Source organism: Aquisphaera insulae (genome assembly GCF_011064615.1).
Taxonomy (GTDB): domain Bacteria; phylum Planctomycetota; class Planctomycetia; order Isosphaerales; family Isosphaeraceae; genus Aquisphaera; species Aquisphaera insulae.
Genome location: NZ_JAALJH010000009.1, coordinates 40103 through 56641 on the forward strand (window position 1 = coordinate 40103; position 16539 = coordinate 56641).

General features: G+C 67.7%; 17 protein-coding genes. 13 read left to right on the plus strand and 4 right to left on the minus strand.

Annotation, left to right across the window (positions count from 1 at the left end; translation table 11 throughout):
• The first annotated feature begins 48 nt into the window (after nt 1–48).
• From rpsT to G6O54_RS07700, 3 genes are read left to right on the plus strand one after another with little or no spacing between them, the layout of a single operon-like run.
• Nucleotides 49–351 (plus strand): 30S ribosomal protein S20, encoded by a 303-nt coding sequence (gene rpsT, locus G6O54_RS07690; RefSeq protein WP_165222670.1) that lies wholly within the window; start codon nt 49–51, stop codon nt 349–351.
• 59 nt (nt 352–410) lie between these two features.
• Nucleotides 411–1109 carry an endonuclease III gene (locus tag G6O54_RS07695; protein WP_165222673.1) on the plus strand — a complete coding sequence of 233 codons (699 nt, stop codon included), beginning with the start codon at nt 411–413 and terminating at the stop codon, nt 1107–1109.
• On the plus strand, nt 1109–1651 hold the full coding sequence (locus G6O54_RS07700) for a hypothetical protein (protein ID WP_165222676.1): 543 nt from the start codon (nt 1109–1111) through the stop codon (nt 1649–1651). Before G6O54_RS07695 ends, G6O54_RS07700 begins: the two co-directional genes overlap by 1 nt.
• A 90-nt stretch (nt 1652–1741) precedes the next feature.
• On the opposite strand, the gene G6O54_RS38730 is transcribed toward G6O54_RS07700, so the two are convergent.
• Nucleotides 1742–2191, minus strand: coding sequence for a UPF0175 family protein (locus tag G6O54_RS38730; RefSeq protein WP_165222679.1), 450 nt, complete (start codon nt 2189–2191; stop codon nt 1742–1744).
• Between the two features lie 354 nt (nt 2192–2545).
• On the opposite strand from G6O54_RS38730, the gene G6O54_RS37300 reads away from it, so the two are divergent.
• The 4 genes from G6O54_RS37300 to G6O54_RS07725 all read left to right on the plus strand — a co-directional run bounded on the left by G6O54_RS37300 (nt 2546) and on the right by G6O54_RS07725 (nt 7827).
• The gene (locus G6O54_RS37300; protein ID WP_205678694.1) at nt 2546–3403 is read left to right on the plus strand and encodes a DUF6924 domain-containing protein; all 858 of its coding nucleotides are present in this window, start codon (nt 2546–2548) and stop codon (nt 3401–3403) included.
• 1366 nt (nt 3404–4769) lie between these two features.
• Complete coding sequence (locus G6O54_RS07715) at nt 4770–5276, plus strand: DinB family protein (protein WP_165222682.1); 507 nt, start codon at nt 4770–4772, stop codon at nt 5274–5276.
• Between the two features lie 27 nt (nt 5277–5303).
• The gene (locus G6O54_RS07720) at nt 5304–5657 is read left to right on the plus strand and encodes a translation initiation factor (protein ID WP_165222685.1); all 354 of its coding nucleotides are present in this window, start codon (nt 5304–5306) and stop codon (nt 5655–5657) included.
• Nucleotides 5658–5670: 13 nt separating this feature from the next.
• Nucleotides 5671–7827 (plus strand): carbon starvation CstA family protein, encoded by a 2157-nt coding sequence (locus G6O54_RS07725; protein WP_165222688.1) that lies wholly within the window; start codon nt 5671–5673, stop codon nt 7825–7827.
• A gap of 29 nt (nt 7828–7856) precedes the next feature.
• Here the strand turns inward: G6O54_RS07725 and G6O54_RS07730 are convergent, their stop codons facing one another.
• Entirely contained in the window at nt 7857–9470 is a 1614-nt protein-coding gene (locus G6O54_RS07730) for an amino acid permease (RefSeq protein WP_165222691.1), read from the minus strand.
• Between the two features lie 157 nt (nt 9471–9627).
• Complete coding sequence (locus G6O54_RS07735; protein ID WP_165222694.1) at nt 9628–10251, minus strand: 3-keto-disaccharide hydrolase; 624 nt, start codon at nt 10249–10251, stop codon at nt 9628–9630.
• 176 nt (nt 10252–10427) lie between these two features.
• Here G6O54_RS07735 and G6O54_RS07740 point away from each other — a divergent pair, with 176 nt between their 5' ends.
• Both G6O54_RS07740 and G6O54_RS07745 read left to right on the plus strand, forming a co-directional pair.
• Entirely contained in the window at nt 10428–11051 is a 624-nt protein-coding gene (locus G6O54_RS07740; RefSeq protein ID WP_165222696.1) for a nitroreductase family protein, read from the plus strand.
• 96 nt (nt 11052–11147) lie between these two features.
• The gene (locus G6O54_RS07745; protein WP_165222699.1) at nt 11148–11909 is read left to right on the plus strand and encodes a platelet-activating factor acetylhydrolase IB subunit; all 762 of its coding nucleotides are present in this window, start codon (nt 11148–11150) and stop codon (nt 11907–11909) included.
• Between the two features lie 52 nt (nt 11910–11961).
• Here the strand turns inward: G6O54_RS07745 and ispD are convergent, their stop codons facing one another.
• Nucleotides 11962–12762: a 2-C-methyl-D-erythritol 4-phosphate cytidylyltransferase gene (gene ispD / locus G6O54_RS07750; RefSeq protein WP_165222702.1), complete on the minus strand. Its 801-nt coding sequence runs from the start codon at nt 12760–12762 to the stop codon at nt 11962–11964.
• A 183-nt stretch (nt 12763–12945) separates the two neighbouring features.
• Between ispD and G6O54_RS07755 the strand changes: the two genes are divergently transcribed.
• From G6O54_RS07755 to G6O54_RS07770, 4 genes are all read left to right on the plus strand, one after another.
• Entirely contained in the window at nt 12946–13797 is an 852-nt protein-coding gene (locus G6O54_RS07755; RefSeq protein ID WP_165222705.1) for a restriction endonuclease, read from the plus strand.
• 378 nt (nt 13798–14175) lie between these two features.
• Nucleotides 14176–14415 (plus strand): hypothetical protein, encoded by a 240-nt coding sequence (locus G6O54_RS07760; RefSeq protein ID WP_165222708.1) that lies wholly within the window; start codon nt 14176–14178, stop codon nt 14413–14415.
• A 71-nt stretch (nt 14416–14486) separates the two neighbouring features.
• Complete coding sequence (locus G6O54_RS07765; RefSeq protein ID WP_165222711.1) at nt 14487–15176, plus strand: flavoprotein; 690 nt, start codon at nt 14487–14489, stop codon at nt 15174–15176.
• Nucleotides 15177–15505: 329 nt separating this feature from the next.
• Nucleotides 15506–16468 carry a LysR family transcriptional regulator gene (locus G6O54_RS07770; RefSeq protein ID WP_165222714.1) on the plus strand — a complete coding sequence of 321 codons (963 nt, stop codon included), beginning with the start codon at nt 15506–15508 and terminating at the stop codon, nt 16466–16468.
• Nucleotides 16469–16539 lie beyond the last annotated feature (71 nt).

The window sequence follows — 16539 nt, forward strand, 5'->3', positions numbered from 1 at the left end:
GCCGGGTACAACGAACTGGAACTCGTATAGCTGGATCTCGAAGGAGCCATGCCAAATTCCCCCTCAGCGGCCAAGCGGCTGCGCCAGAGCAAGAAGCGGCGGATGCACAACCGGATCGCCAAGAAGGTGATCAAGACCTCCATGAAGAAGGCCGTGTCCTCGGTCACCGAGGGCGACGCCTCCGCGGTCGAGACCAACCTTCGCGCCGCGATGGCCAAGATCGACAAGGCGGGCGCCCGCGGCGTCCTCCACAGGAACACGGCGGCCCGCCGCAAGAGCAAGCTCGCCCGCACGGTCGCCGGCGCGAAGTCGAAGGCCGCCGCCAAGGCGGCACCCCAGGCCGGGGCCTGACCCGATCGACGGGCCCCGAGGATCTTGACTTCGGGGCCGGTCCGGAACGAGGTCCCCTCATGCCCTCCTGGACCGCCTCGTATCCGAACCTGATCGCGATCCTCCGCGACCATTACGGACCGCCGCCGCTCAACCAGGGCGGCGAGGACCGTACCCGCTTCGAAGCCGCCCTGGCCGTGATCCTGGGGGCCAAGTCGAACTCCTCGCGGCGATCGCCCGCCATCGCCGCGATGGAACGCGCGGGGCTCCTCGATCCCGCAATCCTCGGGGACATCAGCGCGACCGAGATCCGCGATGGCGTGGCGGCGACGGGCGCGGCCATGACGCCCGCGGAGGCGCTTCAGGTCCACCGGCTCGCCGGCTGGTTCGCGGCTCGATTCCCCGACGAATCGGGGGTCGTCGACGAGGAAGCCGCCCCCACCTCGGAGCTTCGCGACGAGCTGAGGGCCATCAAGGGGATCGGCGCGGCCACGGCGGACTCGATCCTCCTCGCCATCGGCCGACCGTCCTATCCCGTCGATCGGGCCACGTTTCGGATCCTCGTCCGGCACGGATGGGCCGAAACGGCGACCGAGTACGACGAGGCCCTTGCCCCGATCCTCGCCGTGGCGGGCCAGAGCCCCGCGGAGCTAGCCGCACTCTCCGACGGCATGGCCCGGATCGGCCGCGACTTCTGCGGCCCGAAGTCGCCGAAGTGCGGACGATGCCCGCTCGAATGCCTGCTCCCCGACGGCGGCCCCCTGGAGCCCGATTCCTGATGCCCGGCAAGAAGAAGTCGCGTCAGAGGCCGGGGCCGCCGGTCGCGGCCTACACCTTCGAGGGCCCCAAGCCCGCGCGGATGTACGAGGTGATCCTCCCCAAGAAGCTCGGCTACTTCGGCAAGTTCGAGGAAGTCCTGGAAGACCTCTTCGACGAGCAGGCGATTCGCGAGATCCCGCTCGTCCGCAAGGCCATCGCCGATCGTCATCGCGACGATCCGGACTTCGACGAGGACGCCTGGATCCGGACCCTCTGCCACGCGTCCCGGGGCTATTCCATCTACGAGATGGACGGCCGGTATCTCTCCGCCGCCGGCCCGATCGACGAACGGGTGCTCGTCATCCGCTTCATCTTCCACAACCCGTCCGACCAGGCCGATCCGGCCACCGACTTCCTGGCCGTCTCGATGGAAGTCGTCAACCACCTGGTCGCCCACCGCTTCGCCCAGGAGCTCGGCGTCGAGGAGGAGATCTGGTTCGTCGAGTATCCCATGCCGAAGCTCTCGATCTGGAGGAAGACGCCGGGCAACTCCGAAGGTTGATTGAGTGGGCTGCGCGGTCATTACCTCAGCGCGGATTTGCCTGCTGCCAGCGACGGAAATCCGCGAGCTGCTCGTCCAGAAACTGGCCGCTCACCCAGAAATCGGTTTCCTTGGTGGCGGACCGAGCAACTCGTCCATGCTCCTGACGTCGGCCTCGACATCGGCGTGGGTGAGCGCACCCTCGAAGATCTGGTGTCGCTTCAGGAGAGCGAAGGTCTCGAATCGATCCAGCCCCAACGCTCGGCTCAAACCGTGGCGATCAAGAATGCCTCGGCGGAAGAGATCAAGAGCGAAGGTCTCTCGGATCTCCTGGTCCGAAGCGGCTCCTCTGGCCGTATCGTCTCCCTCATCGACCTGCCGTGCTTTCACAGAAACCCTCAGGTCCTTACTGGCCAGGAACTTCGACACCAGATCCTCCGTGATGACTCCTTCGCGTTGGAGCTGCATCAGGAAAGCGCCGCAGGCCTTTCGTACGAGGTCAGCATCGCAATCGCCGAGGTATGACTCAACCTCTGGTGGAAAGTCAAAGCGAATCGACATGGTGATCGCCTCCTCAACCTGTCAGCCAGTCGCTCTCCCCGGATCTTCTGGTGTATTGAATACCAGGTCTGTGCAGCTTCATTCTACACGAGTCGAGAGCGTCGGGTATCGTGAGTTCCCATGCGATCAAGGCCGTCACGTGACGAGAGGCCGGGCTTCAAGGGATCGGTTTCCAGGAACTCTCGCCTCTTATCATGACACTCCTTCGGAGCCCCCATGTCCGAGCTCCCGTTGGCCGAGCTGGAACGAGCCGTTGTCGCCAGGAATCCACTCCTGGGAGCGAGGCTTCTACCGGGCATCTCGGCGAGGAAGGTGCGACGGATATTCGAAAAGAGACAGATCTCGAGTCCGTGCGTGGACCTTCTTGTTACCCTGTACGGCTGGAAGGGGGGCTGCCGGCTCGACGATGCGCTGGCTCGCACCGGAAAGGGACTCTTCCCCGGGGAGACATATCACTTCCCGCCCCTGAACCTCGCCGCGGCCCACTTCGGGTTCTTCGACGACGTCGCGGCCAACTTCCCGTGGATGGCTCCGGCGGTCGACAGGCTGTTCCCGATCTTCTGGAACGGCAGCGATTCATGGTTCGCCGTCGACCTCGAGGACGCCGGCGCCGTGGTGGCCGTCCGATTCGATCCGGACAGGCACTTCACGCCGGCCTATGCGTCGCTGGTCGACATGCTCCTGGACATCATCCGCGCCAACGATGAGGACACGCCGATCTCCTTCTTTCGGGAAGGAGGCAAGCCGGTCGGCCATTTCGAGGTGCGACCGCGCGTCCCGAAGACGGTCGCCCGGAGGCGGCTTGCCTCCGCGGGGAACTCGCTCGTCGTCCGGACGGACTTCGCCGACGAGGAGGCGTGGCGAGCGCTGCGCGAAGAGATCGAGGAACCTCGGGGCGAGTTCGGTTTCACGGCGCATGTCGAATTCGTGGATGCCCCCGACCTGGCCGGGCTCACCCCCGAACGACTGATCGCGGACGACCTGGCGGAAGAGAAGATCGGCTTCCTCTTCCTCGTCGACCGGGTCACGCTCGATACCCCGGAACACCCTGTGCTCGTCGTCGACCTGCGCCATGAGCCCGGCCGCACGTTCCGCGTCGTCGCGTCGGAGATGTGGGGCGTCGAGAACAACCTGAGCCTCGGCAACATGGACTTCGCGGAGTTCGCCGACGCGGCAGTCGAGGACGGCGTCTTCCGCGGCTGGCCGGAGTGATCGCCCCGACCCTCGAATCCCACGATTCGAAAGAAAAAGTCCCGGTCCCTGAAACTCGCCCCCTCGAAATCGGGATTGTAATAGAGAGGCAACCTGGAGATTGCGCGCCCAGACTGCGCGAGGGGAGGCGAGGGAACCATGGCGACTGAGGCTCAAATCCGCGCCAACCGGGAGAATGCGAAAAAAAGCACCGGGCCAAGGACGGCGCAGGGGAAGGCCGCCACGCGATTCAACGCACTCAAGCACGGGTGCCGCGCTCGGATTACGACGATGCCCGTGCTGCCGAACGAGGATCCGAGAGAGCTGGAGCGACACGTCCAGAGGTACATCGACTCCGGCCGGCCCCGATCCGAGGTCGAGCGCGAGCTCCTCGAACGAGCCGCGCGGCTCACCTGGGTGCTCCACCGGGCCGACCGGGCCGAATCCGCCCACCTGGCGCGTCGCGTCCGCGACTTGCAGACAGAAGGTCCGTCGCAAGATCCGCGAGCCCTGGCCCGGGTCGCCCGGCTGGGCCGGGACCTCTTCACCTGGTCCACGACCCCGGACGTACGAACCGACTCGCCCGCCGTCATCGTGGCAGGGTTGGCGGGGTCGCCCGAGGGCCGGGCCTGGCTGCTGGAACAGTGGGCCGGCTTCCGCAACCTCGTCGCCCATGGCGTCCCGTTCACGACCCTCGATCGCTACCGCTTTCTCCGGATGATGGGCCACGAGCCGATGGACGCCCTTAACTGCCTTCGGGCCAACGCGGTCTTTCAGGCCTGGAACGCCCTCGGAACCATCGCCGAAAGCGATGCCTTCTTCCAGGTGGCCCGCGACCGATCCCCCGCCGCAGTCCCCGGCTTGCTGGATTCTCTGACCTGGCGCGACATCGGGCCGAAGCCGCCCTCGGCCCGGGCCGCCCGCGAAATCCTCCTCGGCGTCGTCGACGAACAGTCCGAGCGTCTCCACGCCATGGAGGCCGACGACGATGAAGACTGCGCGGCCTTCGACGCCGGTCCCCAGCTCGATCGCCATCGACGCCACAGCAGCGCCCAGGGACGCGAGCTGATCCAGATCCTGGAGACCCTCCGCAAGCTCAAGAAGCTCGTTCCGGAGGTGGTCGAAGCCGATCAGGTGCAAGGCCCCCGGACCACCTCCGCCGACCCGGAAACAACCGAAAGCGCGCCATCAGAGCCATCTTCAGATGGGCCATTTCCTCTTGTCTCACAGGATCTTACGACAACCGACCGCGAAGTCACCGGCGACGAACAGAGCCAATTCGAGGCCGAGCCGGTGGACGCCTCGGACTGGCATTCCGCCGGCCGGGAAGAGAAGCTAGCCGGGGTGGACGTCGACCATTTAGAGGATTCCGGAGCCATCGCCGATCATGACCGCGATCGAATCTCTCATCGAACGTTACGAGGCCGGTGCAAGGCTGCTGGGATATGCCGCGGGGGGCATCAGTCCGGAAAAGGCCGTCGAGCGGCCGGGGCCGGGGAAATGGAGCTGCGCCGAGCTCGTCGCCCACATCGTGGACAGCGACCTCGTGGACTCCGAGCGGATGAAGCGGGTGATCGCCGACGAGTCCGCCACGCTCGTCCCGTACGACGAGAACCGCTGGGTCGACGGCCTCCACTCGCACGAGATGCCCATCGAGGCCGGCCTCGCGCTCTTCGCGGCCAACCGGGCGTGGACGGCGCGAATCCTCCGGGCCTGCGACGAGTCGGCCTTCCGGCGATCGGGGCTTCACGGCGAGAAGGGACGAATGACCCTCACCGACCTGGTTGCGGAGATGGTCACGCACCTCGATCATCACCTGAGGTTCCTGTATGGTAAACGGGCCAATCTCGGGATCGCCGTGCAACCGAGGTATGCGAACTCCGTCATCGACTGAACTGACCGACCCCGGGAGCCGACGATCGTGACACGCCTCTTCGCCGGCACTCCCTGGGACCGACCCCCCACCTGCGAACGGTGCGGCAAGCTCGAGTCGGAATGCACGTGCCCGCCGGTGGTGCCGGAGCCCGTGCGGATCCCCCCCGAGAAGCAGACCGCGCGGATCAGCGTCGAGAAGCGGCCCAAGGGGAAGGTCGTCACGGTCGTCTCCGGGCTCGACCCGGAGGGGAATGACCTGGAATCCCTGTCGGCCCGGCTAAAGACGTCGTGCGGGACCGGCGGGACGCTCAAGGACGGCACGATCGAGCTCCAGGGCGATCACGCGAAGCGGGCCGAGGGCCTGCTCCAGACCATCGGATACAAGACGAAGCGCCGCTGAGGAAACTGTCGCGATGACTCTCCACCACGCGATGCCCATCATGATCGGGGTGCTGGCGATCCTGGCGATCGCCTACCGGTATTACAGCGCCTTCCTGGCCGCGAAGGTCGCGGCGCTCGACGACGCGGAGGAGACCCCCGCACACCGGTTCAGGGACGGGCAGAACTTCGACCCGACCAATCGCTGGGTCCTCTTCGGCCATCATTTCGCGGCGATCTCGGGGGCCGGGCCGCTCATCGGTCCGGTGCTCGCGGTCCAGTTCGGCTTCCTGCCGGGGCTGATCTGGCTGGTGGTGGGCGTCTGCCTGGCGGGCGCGGTGCAGGACATGATGGTGCTGGCGCTCTCCACCCGGCGGGGCGGCCTGAGCCTCGCCGGCCTGGCCCGGAGCGAGATCGGCCGGCCGGCGGGGATCGCGGCGGGGATCGCCATCCTCTACATCATCATCATCGCCCTGGCCGGGCTCGGCATCGTGGTGGTCAAGGCGCTCGGCGGCGAGCAGATCCCGATGAAGGCGGGGACCACGGTCTACCTGCCCGAGGGGGCGAGCTTCGAGTCGACCATCCAGGCGGGTGGCCCGAGGATCGTCAAGGTCCCCCCGGGGACGAGGTATCGCTTCGGCGACGCCCCCGAGCAGACCATGACCTTCCACGAGAAGTTCGACATGTCCGTCCCCTTTCCCTCGCGGCTGAAGGCGGCGCCCGACGGCAAGGGATTCACGCTCCCGGAGGCGGCGAAGCGGATCGTCCCCGGCTCGGCCTGGGGGACGTTCACCATCGCCGCCACGATCCCGATCGCGCTGTTCGTCGGGCTCTACATGTACAAGATCCGGCCCGGGAAGGTGCTCGAGGCGTCGATCCTGGGCGGCCTGCTCGTGGTCGGGGCCACCGTGGCCGGGGCCTTGATCAAGGGCTCGCCGCTGGAGCCGTTCTTCTCACTCTCGCGGGACGCGACGGTCTTCGCCCTGGCCGGCTATGGCTTCGTCGCCGCGATCCTGCCGGTCTGGCTGCTCCTCTGCCCGCGCGACTATCTCTCGAGCTTCCTCAAGATCGGCACCATCTTCCTGCTGGTCGCCGGGGTGGTCGCGGCCAACCCCAGGCTCGAGGCCCCGCCGATCAGCCCGTTCTTCTCGCAGGGGGGCGGGCCGAACATGGACGGGCCGGTCTTCCCGTACGTCTTCATCTGCATCATGTGCGGGGCCATCTCCGGCTTCCACTCGCTGGTGGCCTCGGGGACGACGCCCAAGATGGTGGACCGCGAGTCGGACATCCGGATGATCGGCTACGGCGCCATGCTGATGGAGGGCCTGGTGGGGGTGGTGGCCCTGATCGCCGCCGCGGCCCTGCCCAACGCCATGTACTACGACATCAACATCGACCTGGGCAAACGCCCCGACTTCATGACCCGGCACCCGGACTTCGCCCAGTTCCTGAAGGCGTCGGAACGGGACCCGGACGGCGGCCACGAGGGGGTGCAGGAGGGAGCCGCCGCGCCCAGCGAGCTGGCGATCATGGAACACGACGTCGAGGAGTCGCTCCACGGCCGGACCGGCGGGGCGGTGACGCTGGCGGTGGGGATGGCCCGGATCTTCGAGCAGGCGCTGCCGAACATCCGGGGCCTGATCAAGTACTGGTATCACTTCGCGATCATGTTCGAGGCGCTCTTCATCCTGACGACGATCGACGCCGGGACGCGGATCGCCCGGTTCCTGGTCCAGGAGTTCCTCGGCCAGTTGTGGAAGCCGCTGGGGAATCTCGACCGGCTGCCGGCCGCGATGCTGGCCACCGGCCTGGTGGTCCTCGGCTGGGGCTACTTCATCTACACCGGGTCGGTGGATACGATCTGGCCGATGTTCGGCATGGCCAACCAGTTGCTGGCCGTGATCGCGCTGGCGATCGTCACCACGGGCCTGGTGAACTCCGGGAGGAGGAAATACGCGTGGGCGACCTTCCTGCCGCTCCTCTTCGTCGGCACGACGACCACGGCCGCCGGCTACCACGAGATCACGGGCAAGTTCTGGAAGATGGTCCAGGGGGGCCAGGTCGCCCGGGGGTGGCTCAACATCGGGCTCACCGCGATGCTGCTGGTCTGTGCGGCCGTCATCCTGGCGACGGCCGCCCTGCGATGGATCAAGGGCCCCGCGACGGCCGGGGAAGCCGCCGCGGGGGCGTAGGCTGCGAGCGACCGATCGGCCGGGGTCCGTCACGCCGCGGTGCTGACCTCGGCCGGCTTCTTCGCGCCCAGGACGCTGTGATGCATCCCGTAGACGAAGTAGATCGCCAGGCCGATGGCCATCCAGACGACCAGCCGAACCCAGGTCTCGAGCGGGAGGGTGGCCATCAGCAGGACGGAAGAGATCACGCCCATGGGGGCCGTGAAGTAGACGAGAGGCGCCTTGAAGGGTCGCTCGACGTCCGGCTGCCGGACGCGCAGGAAGAGCACGCCCGCGGACACGACCGCGAAGGCGAAGAGGGTGCCGATGGAGGTGAGCTCTCCGGCCACGTGGATCGGGATGGTGCCGGCCGCGATCATCACGACGATGCCGGTGATGATGGTGGTGATCCAGGGGGTGCGGAACCGCGGATGGATCTTGGAGACCGCCTGGGGCAGGAGGCCGTCCTTCGCCATGGCGAAGAAGATCCGGGGCTGGCTCAGGAGCATCACCAGGATCACGGACGTGAGGCCGGCGATGGCGCCGATCTTGACGAACCAGGAGAACCACTTCAGCCCCATGGCGTCGATCGCGACGGCGACCGGGTCGGGGACGCTGAGCAACCGGTAGTTCACCACGCCGGTCATGACCAGAGCACCGAGGACATAGAGAAGCGTGCAGATGACCAGAGACCCGATGATGCCGATGGGCAGGTCGCGCTGGGGGTTCTTCGCCTCCTGGGCGGTCGTGGAGACGGCGTCAAAGCCGATGTAGGCGAAGAAGACGACGCCGGCCCCGCGGAAGATGCCGCTCCAGCCGAAGTCGCCGAACTTGCCCGTGTTGTCCGGGATGAACTTGCCGCCCCAGTTGTCGGTCGAGAAGTAGCGGATGCCGATGAGGATGAAGAGGCTGACGATCGCCACCTTGATGACGACGATCACGTTGTTCACCTTGGCCGATTCCTGGATCCCGATCACGAGGAGCGTGGTCACCAGGGCGACGATGAGCATCGCGGGCAAATTGATCAAAGCCGTGACCGTCGGGAAAACCTTGTAGTCGATCCCATGGTCCACAAGGAGTTTGATGATCGGATCCGCGGGCTTCTCGACCCCATCAATCCTGATGATCGCATCGGAGACGGCTGTCCAGCCGTGTCGCACGTGAAGCAGGTCGGCGACGGTGTCCGGAATCTCGATCATCTTCTGACCCCAGGACGAGGCGAACTGGGCGGGGATGTTGATCCCCATGTCGTGAAACAGGCTGACCACGTAGCCGGACCAGCCGATGGCCACGCCGGTGGCTCCGACCATGTACTCGAGGATCAGGTCCCAGCCGATCAGCCAGGCGATGAATTCGCCCATTGTGGCATAGGCATACGTGTAGGCGGAGCCGGCGATCGGGACGGTGGACGCCATCTCGGCGTAGCAGAGGCCGGCGAAAGTGCAGGCGATCCCGCCGAGTACGAACGAGAGGGCGACGGCCGGCCCGGCGTTGTTGGCGGCCGCCGTCCCCGTGTAGACGAAGAACCCCGCGCCGATGATCGCGCCGATGCCGAGCATCACCAGGTTGGTGGCGGTGAGCGTCCGCTTCAAGCCATGCTCATGCGTCTCACTCGCCTCGGCCTTGAGGGCGGCGATCGACTTGCGTACCCACAGATTCGCCATCGTGCTGTGTCTCTCGAATGGGCCTGGAGGGGAGGACCGAGCGTCTTCTCCCACGCGCCGCGGATCGAGGAGAGGGTGCGGCCTTGCGGCGGGGGTCCGGCCGCCCGGCGGGGAGGCCCGGCGGCCGGAAGAGGAGACTATACCAGAACGTGCGTCGTCAGGGTAACTCCATCACCTCCACCTTTCGAATCTCGACCCGGCTCCCCGGGTCGTGCTGCTGGAAGGCGAAGTGACCCTCCTTCCAGGCGCCGGTCTGGTCCAGGAACGTGTAGAGCTTCTTGCCGTTGATCCAGATGGTGATGTTGGGGATCACCTTGCCGCGGTACTCCTTGGTGACGCACTCGATCTCGTAGGTGAACCAGGTGTCGGGCTCAACCAGGCGGTCGAAGATATGAATGAACGTATAGAGCGATCCGGTGCGGATCGGGTCGGTATGGGTGCTGTCCACCTGGGCCTCGTAGCCCTCGCTGAAGCTGCCGTTGGGCGCCGGGCAGCGGAAGTAGACGCCCGAGTTGCCGTGGTCGTTGATCTTGAGCTCGGCGCGGTACTTGAAGTTCTTGTAGGTCTTGGGGCTGTAGAGCATCGACGCCTTGCCGGTGCCGACGATGCTGCCGTCCTTGACCTCCCAGTTGCTCTCCTGCGAGCCCGCCTTGGTCCAGCCGCTGAGCGTCTGGCCGTCGAAGAGGGAGACCCAGGTGCCCTCCTGCGCGGAGGCGGCGGTCGACAGGCACGCGAGCGCCGCGGCCACCAGGCCGGCGCGGGTCGGGATCGATCGGAGCATGGTTCGTCGTTCCTCTCGTTCTCTCGGTTGTGTCTTCGGGGTGTCGGCCGCCGGGGACCGATGGCGCGGACCCGCCCGGGCCCCCGCGGCCGGAGCGTCCAGGAGTGTAAATCAACCATCGTGGCCAGGCCAGGGACTACCCCGCCGGGCCCCCATCGGGGAGGAGCCGCACGATCATGACCGGGCCGCTGGCTTCGCTGCACGCGCTCGACGAGTGGCTACGCCGCGGGATCCCCCGCGGCTTCGCCGATCGCCCCGTCGCCCCCGACGTCCTCCGGCAGGTCCTGTCCCTGGCCGCGATGGCCCCCTCGGAGTTCGACCTCCGGCCGGCCCGGTTCCTCGTCGTCCGCGAGGCCGGCACCCGCCGGGCGATCCGATCGGCGGCCTACCGGCATCCGCTCGTCGCGGAGGCCCCGGTCCTGGTCGTGGTCCTCGGCTACCTGAACCCGGATCTCGACGGCCGGGACGCCCCGCGCGGGCCGGAGCTGGCCGGCCGGATCCGCACGGCCATGACTCCCCTGGGCCGGGCCGAGCGGGCGGAGCGGGCCGGGCGCGGCGGGGCCGTGGCGGCGGGCATCCTCCTGGTCGCGGCCGAGGCCGCGGGGCTCGCCGCGGCCTATATCGACAACCTCGACCGGGCCCCGCTCCGGCTCGCGCTGGGAATCCCGGACGACCATGTCGTCTGCGGGATCGTCGCAATCGGCCACCCCGCGGCCCGCGCCGACTTCGCCGATCCGCCCGGCCTGGACGACGTCTGCTTCGAGGAGCACTTCGGCCAGCCATGGGACCCCGGTGCGTGATGGATCCGCCCCGCCGGGCGCCTTACGATGACGAGCGGACACCCGGCCGCCTCGCGCGGCGAACCCACCCCAGGTCCCTCCCCACAGGTATCGACCATGACCCGAACGTTCTCCCCCTCACGCCTCCTGCTCGGGGCGGCCCCCTGCGTCGCCGTCCTCGTCCTCGGCCTCGCCGCCCCCGCGCCCTCAACCGCCCAGGAGCCCGCCAAGGGGCTCCGCACGACCACTCCCGTCCCCCGCGACGCGGGCTGGCTGAAGCGGCACGAGTCCTTCCTGAAGCGAGCCCGGGAAGGGAAGATCGACCTCCTCTTCCTGGGCGATTCGATCACCCAGGGCTGGGACCACAACGAGACCTGGCAGCGATTCTACGGCCCGCGTCACGCCGCCAACTTCGGCATCGGCGGCGACCGCACCGAGCACGTCCTCTGGCGGCTCGCCCATGGCGAGGTCGACGTCATCCGCCCCAAGGTCGTGGTCCTGATGATCGGCACCAACAACACCGGCGGCGAATCCGCCGAGGCCATCGCCGAGGGCGTCGCGGCGATCGTCAAGGACCTCCGCAAGCGGCTCCCCGAGGCCAAGGTCCTCCTGCTGGGCGTCTTCCCGAGGGCGGAGAAGTCCCAGCCCGTCCGCGGCAAGATCGCCGCGATCAACGAGAGGATCGCCAAGCTGGACGACGGCAAGTCGGTCTTCTATCTCGACATCGGCAAGTCGTTCCTGGAGCCCGACGGTACCCTCACCCGCGAGGTCATGCCGGACCTGCTCCACCTCAGCGCCCGGGGCTATCGGATCTGGGCCGACGCCATGGAGCCGACGCTCTGGACGCTGCTCGACGAGCCCCAGCAGAAGCCGAAGTGATCGGGGATCGATGTCTCCCCTCGGCGCCGCGAGGCGTCCGCGGCGCCGGGGATCAGGGGCCGAAGAGCTCGTCCGGGTCGAGCCTGGGAAGGTCGGCCCATGCCGACGATTCGTCCACGAAGGGATGAGCCGAGGACTCTCGGTCGCGATCCCGGCCGCGGCCGGACTGGATCTCGAGGACGGCCGCCGCCAGCCGGAGGTCCTCCGGCGCCGTGATTTTCAGGTTGTACGCGGTGCTCGGGACCAGGACGCAGCGATGCCCAAGGGCCTCCACGAGCTGGGAGTCGTCGGTCGCCGTCGGGGCGTCCCGGTCGCGGCGGGCGTAGGCCTCCTCCAGCCAATCTCGGCGGAAGACCTGCGGCGTCTGGGCGAGGTAGAGCCCGTCGCGAGAGACCGTCCCGACGCTCCGTCCGTCCTCGCCCGAGCGCTTGATCGTGTCGCGGACGGGGATCGCCAGCAGGGCCGCCCCGTGCTCGCGGCCGGCGGCGATCACGGCGGTCGCCAGGTCGTCGGTCAGGCACGGCCGGGCCGCGTCGTGGATCGCCACGAGCTCACAGGCCGGCCGGAGCCGCTCGAGCGCCCTGGCGATGGTGTCGGCGCGCTCGTCCCCGCCCTCGATGACCTCGATGTTGAGGAAGGCGACCTTGTCGCGATAGCGGCGATCGAAGAGCGCACGATCCTCCGGGGCGATCGCGACGATGATCTGCTCGACGTCGCCGTGGGTGAGGAACGGATCGAGGGCCCTCAGCCAGACGGCCCGGCCCTCGAGCTCCGCGTAGACCTTCTTCTGCGAAGGATCGCCGAACCGCGTGGATCGCCCCGCGGCGGGCAGGATCACGGCAAGTTGGCCCATGGCTCCACCTCCAAGATTGCCGGCACGACCGGGCCGGATCGCCCAGATTGTCGACCGCGCCGCGGCCCGAGTCAACGCACCAGGCGGCGGCCGTCGGGCGGGACCGATGGATCCTTGATCGCCGGGCCGATGGCCAGTAGAGTCCTGGCTGATCTCCCACCCCAATCTTCGCCGGAGGTCCGCATGGAGGAGCCGCAGCAAGGTCATCCCGGGGAGTGCCTGGGGCCGCAGTGCGCGGGGATGATCCTGGACTGGCTCCGGGCCCGGGCGGGAGCGGCGCCTCCGCCCGCATCCACCGCCTCGACCGCGGCCCCGCGACAGGGCCTGCTCTGGACGGCCTCCCCCTACAGCGAGGAGTCGCCCCGGATCGCCTCCGCCGCGGAGCTTGCCGGCGCGCTCGAGCACCTGCAGTACGCCGTCTACCGGAGGTTCGAAAACACCCTGACCCGCGCCGAGCGGATCCGGCTGGACAACTCGATCGAGAACGCCCTGTTCAAGGTGGACCGCTACCTCCACCGCGCCGGCGACGCGGAGCGTACGCCCGCCGCCGCCGAGGTCGAGGCCCTCCGCGCGACCATCAGGGAAGGCCGCGAGAAGGCGGAGCGGATGCGGACGCAGGCCCGCCGGGCCGAGCTGAAGCTGGCCCAGCTCACCAGCCTCTCGCCGGAGACGTTCGAGGAATTCGTGGCCGAGCTCTTCGAGGCCCTCGGCTACGACGTCGAGCAGACCGGAGGCTCCGGCGACGAGGGGGCGGACCTCCGCCTCCGCCGCAAGGACATGGTGGCCATCGTCCAGTGCAAGTACCACAAGCGCGGGGTCGTCGGCTCGCCGGAGCTCCAGAAGTTCCTCGGGACGGTGCATCACACCCGCAGCCACAAGGGCTTCTTCGTGACCACCAGCAGCTTCTCGCTGGCCGCGGAGAAGTTCGTCGCCGAGCATCCTATCGAGCTCATCGACGGCCCCCGCCTCGTCGAGCTCGTCCAGCACGCGATGGGCCCGGGCGCCCGCCGCGAGCCGCTCCCCGCGTGGTTCTGATGCCGCCCACGCCGGGCGATCGCGGCGATGGCATGGTTCGTGCAGTGTCTTCGCCGGGTCGCGTTACGAGGCATCGGCTCGGAGGCCACTCGCGGCCGTGGGAGGACATCGACGCGGACGGATTTCCGAAGTCGTCCAACAGTTCGCCCGCCTGCCGGCGTAAGATAAGACGGCAGGAATCCGTTGCGTCGCCGAAGGCCGGACGTCATTCCCAGTTCATATACCTTCATGCGTTTCAAGCTCCACCCGGGCTCATCCCGGGGGAGAGGCTCTTCCGTCATGTTCCCGATCAAGAGAGAGGGGTTCGAGGGGTCCGAAGGCCCGGCGGAGTCAACCGCTCCGAATCACGCATCGACACCTGGCCAGGGAGGGTTTCCGATGTCCAGTCGCATCCAGAAGCCGGCGCTCCGCGGGCTCGAGTTACCCCCGGAGTTCGAGGATCTGGGCGGGGTGATCCGCAATGACCTGAAGGTCATCGTGTCGATCCTCGCCGACCGCGCGACCGAACGGCTGCTGCTCTCGAAGCGGCAGTCGCAGCAGCTCAGGCGATCGCTCTGGAATAGCCTGACCGACAGCCTCAACCGCGAGATGGCCCCCCTCACCGCCGATCACCGCTGATTCCCGCCCCGACGCGCCGGTCGTCGGGCCGGGATTGCAGGGCCGCCAAACCGAACCGGAAGGCGAGACGAATGGCTCGGGTGCTCCTCGGTGTGACCGGCTCTGTGGCCGCGATCCGTACCCCCGCGCTCGTGGAGGCCCTCCGCGCCTCGCACCACGACGTCCGGATCATCGCCACCGAACCTTCGCTCTACTTCTTCGACCCCCGCGACCTGTCCCGAGGTGACGACCAATCCCCGGCGGGAGGACTCTATCGAGACCGCGACGAGTGGCCGAACGACCGCTATCATCGCGGGGATGCCGTCCTCCACATCGAGCTCCGCAACTGGGCCGAGCTCCTGGTGGTCGCGCCCCTCGACGCGAACACGCTGGGCAAATTTGCCCTGGGCCTCTCGGATAACTTCCTGACCTGCGTCTTCCGCGCCTGGGATTTCCAGCGGCCCGTCATCCTCGCGCCGGCGATGAACACCCTGATGTGGCAAAGCCCCGTGACGGCCAGGCACCTGGGCCAGATCCTCCTCGATCAGGGCCGCCTCCGGGGGCTGCCCGTCGACTGGAGCCTCGAGTCCGCCCCGGAGCACTTCGCCCGGCTGGCACCGCGGATCATCCTCATCCCGCCCCAATCCAAGCGACTGGCTTGTGGCGACATCGGCGTCGGGGCAATGGCCGAGGTCGAGGCGATCGCCGAGGTCGTCCACTCCTGGACCTCTTCAGGAGCCGAGGGAGAGCACGATCAGCAAGCACGCGTGACAAAATCTTGAGCAACGCCCGCGACCGCTTCGGAGCCCCGTGTACGACACGGGCACGCCCGTCCCGCTCCACCGAAGCGGCCCGGGTTGACCGGGCGACCCCCGGCCCATGCCCCGAGGGCGGCCTTCCAGTCCCTCGTTCTCCTCGAATACCCGCCGCGAATCATCCATTCACGACGACTCGGATGACTCATCGGTTCGCTCACCCTCACAATCGATCACGACTTCGCCGCCGCGGGGGGACTACCCGCTTGACCCCGGGGACCCTGGGGCGTTTATTATTTAGTTTTCCGATAACGCCACGACGCTAGTATCGACGAAACGGTGGTCGACGGTTTCCGATGCAGTTCGAGTCCTTGAAGATCTTCTGCGATGTCGTGAGATGGGCGAGCTTCTCACGGGGGGCCGAGGAGAGTGGGATTTCCCAGTCCTCGGCCAGCCAGGCCGTGCACCAGCTCGAGGTGCGGCTGGGGGTCAAGCTCATCGATCGGTCGAGGCGGCCCCTCGTCCCGACGACGGCGGGGAAGCTCTACTATGAGGGCTGCAAGGAGCTGGTCGGCCGATACATCGAGCTGGAGCACCGGGTCAAGTCGACGCTCGGCGAGGGGAAGGTGATCGGCACGGTGGGGGTTGCCTCGATCTACTCCGTGGGGATGCATCACATGAGCCAGTACGTCCGCGACTTCGAGGAGCGATTCCCCGAGGCGAGCGTGCGGCTCGAGTACCTCCATCCGACGCGGGTCGTCGAGCGGGTGATCGGAGGCGGGGCCGACCTCGGCCTGATCTCCTACCCGAAGAAATGGCCGGAATTGACGGTCATCCCCTGGCGTGAGGAGGTGATGATGCTTGCGATCCACCCGTCGCACCGATTCGCCCGCCTGCCCAGGGTGGACATCCGCGAGCTGGACGGCGAGGCGTTCGTCGCCTTCGACGCGGAGCTGTCGATCCGCAAGGCGATCGATCGGACCCTCCGCCACCACGACGTCGACGTGGAAATCGTGCACGAGTTCGACAACATCGAGAACCTCAAGCGGGCCGTCGAGATCCCGGCCGGCCTCTCCATCCTGCCGGAGCCCTCGCTGGCGCGAGAGGTCCGGGCGGGGACCCTCGTCGCGGTGCCGATCTCGGGCCAGGATCCGAAGTATCGGCTCAACCGGCCGATCGCGATCGTGCACCGCAGGAACGAAACCCTGGACATGACGGCCGCGCGGTTCCTGGAGCTCTTGACGGCCCGGGCGAGCGTGGCAACGGCCCCGGAGGCCGCGGCCCAGCCGCGTCGCGTCCGCGCCGCTTCGACTCCATGACCTCACCGCGACGGCTATCGGGCGGACCGATCGTCGCCCGCCGGGGGTGACCTCCGGGTCTCCTCGGTCCC